Source organism: Limosilactobacillus fastidiosus (genome assembly GCF_014145505.1).
GTDB lineage: Bacteria > Bacillota > Bacilli > Lactobacillales > Lactobacillaceae > Limosilactobacillus > Limosilactobacillus fastidiosus.
On the sequence record NZ_JACIUZ010000013.1, the window covers coordinates 1 to 3,102 of the forward strand.

At 36.3% G+C, this 3,102-nt stretch carries 3 protein-coding genes; 1 reads left to right on the plus strand and 2 read right to left on the minus strand.

Translation table 11 applies throughout. The annotated features are described in order from the left end of the window. Together H5R64_RS00965 and H5R64_RS00970 are read right to left on the minus strand one after the other, a co-directional pair. Positions 1–689: KxYKxGKxW signal peptide domain-containing protein (locus tag H5R64_RS00965; protein ID WP_182580146.1), on the minus strand; the 689-nt coding region annotated here is incomplete at its 3' end. 124 nt (positions 690–813) lie between these two features. After that, positions 814–1,632, minus strand: coding sequence for a GbpC/Spa domain-containing protein (locus H5R64_RS00970; protein WP_182580144.1), 819 nt, complete (start codon positions 1,630–1,632; stop codon positions 814–816). Positions 1,633–2,199: 567 nt separating this feature from the next. On the opposite strand from H5R64_RS00970, the gene H5R64_RS00975 reads away from it, so the two are divergent. Continuing rightward, complete coding sequence (locus tag H5R64_RS00975) at positions 2,200–2,961, plus strand: GbpC/Spa domain-containing protein (RefSeq protein ID WP_308184592.1); 762 nt, start codon at positions 2,200–2,202, stop codon at positions 2,959–2,961. Positions 2,962–3,102: the final 141 nt, after the last annotated feature.

Sequence of the window (3,102 nt, forward strand, 5' to 3'; positions counted from 1 at the left end):
TTATTTTGTTCTTGAGTAGCGATAGCATTTTCAAGAGAAGAAACCTGATCTTCATAATCATTTTGGATCTTATCCTTCATATTATTGATTGCTTGATCATCGCTAGCTTTAACTGGTGTTTGTGGCTGATCGGCATCTTTAATTACGGTTAATCCAGTGGTACCTTGAGCTTTCTGAACTTCAGCATCTAGTTTTGAAGTATCGCCTTTATAGCCATTGTAATTAGTATAGTTGGCCTGATCATGCTTATACTGAGCAACATCTTGATTAATCTTTGCCGCCTGACTGGCTTCATTTTCTTGAATATCTTGTCGTGCTTGAGGAACCTGACTTTCAGGAACCGTCTGATTAACAGTAGGCTTATTTGTAACAGTCATTCCTGCTTGTTTAGCATTATTAACTGCATTATTCAAAGTACTGTGATCAACTGTCACTTGATTGGTAACAGAATTACTTCCTGAATTAGCAGTTGATTGCTGAGTTGGCGTTGCGTTAGCAGTTTGAGTTGTTGTTGAAGCTGGCGTTGTTGTATCAGCATGTACTTGACCTTGCGATAACGTAACCATCATTCCAACTACAGAAAGTCCTGCAACAGATGATGTTACTAACATCTTCCCTTTCTTATACAATTTATAGCGTAAGAAGGGCTTAGTGATTAGTTCAGCTTTTGTTTTTGAGCGAATAATCATAAGAATTTCTCCTTTTTCATTTATTTACAAGGAGAAATTTAATAGGTTAATTTCATAACACAACTTTTGCCATGTAAAAAAATTAAATTAAATATAGATAAGTTAAATCATTAATATTCGGAATTTAATGGCAAATTAAAGCTACATCGTAGTGAAAGTGAGCATTACTAGTCTTAGGAACTTTTGGCTTTTCCGGTCCTGGTGTTGCAGGAAGAATTGTAGTGGTTGTTGCCCACACATCATGTGAGGTTGCTCCAGTAAAACTAGGATCATAATGAGTAGAGAAGCGTAATGAAGTAGTATTTCCCGAAAGCTTAATTAAACCTGCACCATAATACTCATTAGGGCCTTTATAATCCCACCAATCTGAGTTATTATGACTTCCTTTTGGTTCACTTGAATTATTTTTATCAGCATAAAGGGTACCATTATGATTTGTTACTGAAGAACCGAGTAACGCATATGACTGGCCACCACTTACAGGAGTTACCTGTTCAACATCAGCATTATTAGCTATATGCTGAGGATCTGATTGATTATTAAGAGATGTTACAGCAAGCCAGGCATCATCAGCAAGATTAATTGGATTTCCATTTTCATCAAAATACTGATCGGTGACTGTAACTCCGGAAGCGAAGTAGTACCAAAATCCATCCGTTGGATCATCATAAATCCATAGGTAAGGATTAGCACCATTCTCGGGCGCTTTTTCCCAATTCCAACTTGGAACCCAATTTTGCTTTGTTAAATCACTAAACGTTCGAACGATCTTTGAAATATTATGCTTATCTCCGTTGGCATCAGTATAAAAGGAATGTTGCAAATTCGAATACGTAGCTACAAGAACAGTTCCTGTTGCCCCTGGAGTAATTAAATACTCATATGAAGTAGAATCGGTATTTTGCGTCTTTTTATTATCGGTTCTACCCGCTTTCCCATTCAATTGAGATACTGAGACCTTTGCCTGAGGTTCCCTTCCTAAAGTCAACGCTTGTACTATTTCAGCAGTTGATACTCCATTAGGATTAGCAATTCCGTGTCCTTTACGATACTCGGCTAACTCTTTCTCAAATTTAGACCAGACTTCATTATTTTGTTCTTGAGTAATTTTAGTAATTTTGAAAGAATTTACCGATAATCTACGTTTTTACACAAACTATTTATGGCTAAACCTCTGAGATCATTCGTAAAATTAACGATAATAGATCATTAATATCTTTATTTTGCATAAGTTACTCAAGAACAAAATAATCAGAATTATAGATCAGAATACGCTGAATACCAGAGAAAAGTTGCAGAACTACAAGCTGAAATTAAAAATGCTGGTTTAAATACTGATGAATCAGGAACAAATCTAAGTAAAATTCAACAGGAAGCTTCATTCGGTAAAGAGCCAGATGCTTCAGTTAGTGTTGAATCGTCATATCAGGTAATTAATGGTGACGCTGGAGCTAATGGGTCAGATGATATTAAAAACGTTACTTCCCTAGTTATACCTGCTAATGCAGATATCCCTGGTGATTTTGCCACTGTAACTTGGACAAATCTAAAAAATACTAGCTATCAAGGTCGTCCAATTACTAAAATTGTGGCTACGGTATCAAACCTTAAGTACTACGTACACGATGGTAACTATAAGAAGAGAATTGCAATTCCTAATGATCCTTCAGATTTTTTTGCTATCTCAGGAAATTCATTAGATATTGACTACAAGTACTATTATGCAGACGGCTCCCAAGTTGACTTTACTGATAATGCTTATTTATCTGCGGGCGGAATGGAGTCTTGGGGACGTGATTCGGGGATTCAAAGTGAAGCTATTCAATTACTATCAGGAGGACAAGCCCTACATCTACCAGGTTCTTCAATTACTGTTCATTCAGGTAACGATCTATTTGCGGACATAAACAATACCTACGGTGATACAGCAAAGATTCAATATGGATCTCGGAACTGGGACGGTGTAGAAAGCTATTACCGTGCTGGATTATTTAAGGTAAATGGTAATCATATAAAAATTAGGTTTCATGATATTTGGTCATCACCCGCAATGGCAAATGATGTTACTGGAGATCTCAGTCACCATCTTGGTGATGAATTTGATGGTGTATCTACTGTAATTGGCTTTGGAGATGTAACTCTACCTATCCGGAAATCTGAGCAAGCGTATTATCACTACGATGTAGCTTTAAATCATAGCTATTTACGAACTATTGATTTCATTATCATATTTTCTACTGTTCCAATTAGAACTAATGGAATACATAATTAATCATTGCTTACTTTTACATGAGTTACTCAAGAACAAAATAACCAAGATTACGAAAATCAATTGAAGAAGGTTACCGACAGTTATTCGCCTGACAAAGCCATTAGAACCGATCATATTTATGTGGATGGAAGCCTTGCTACG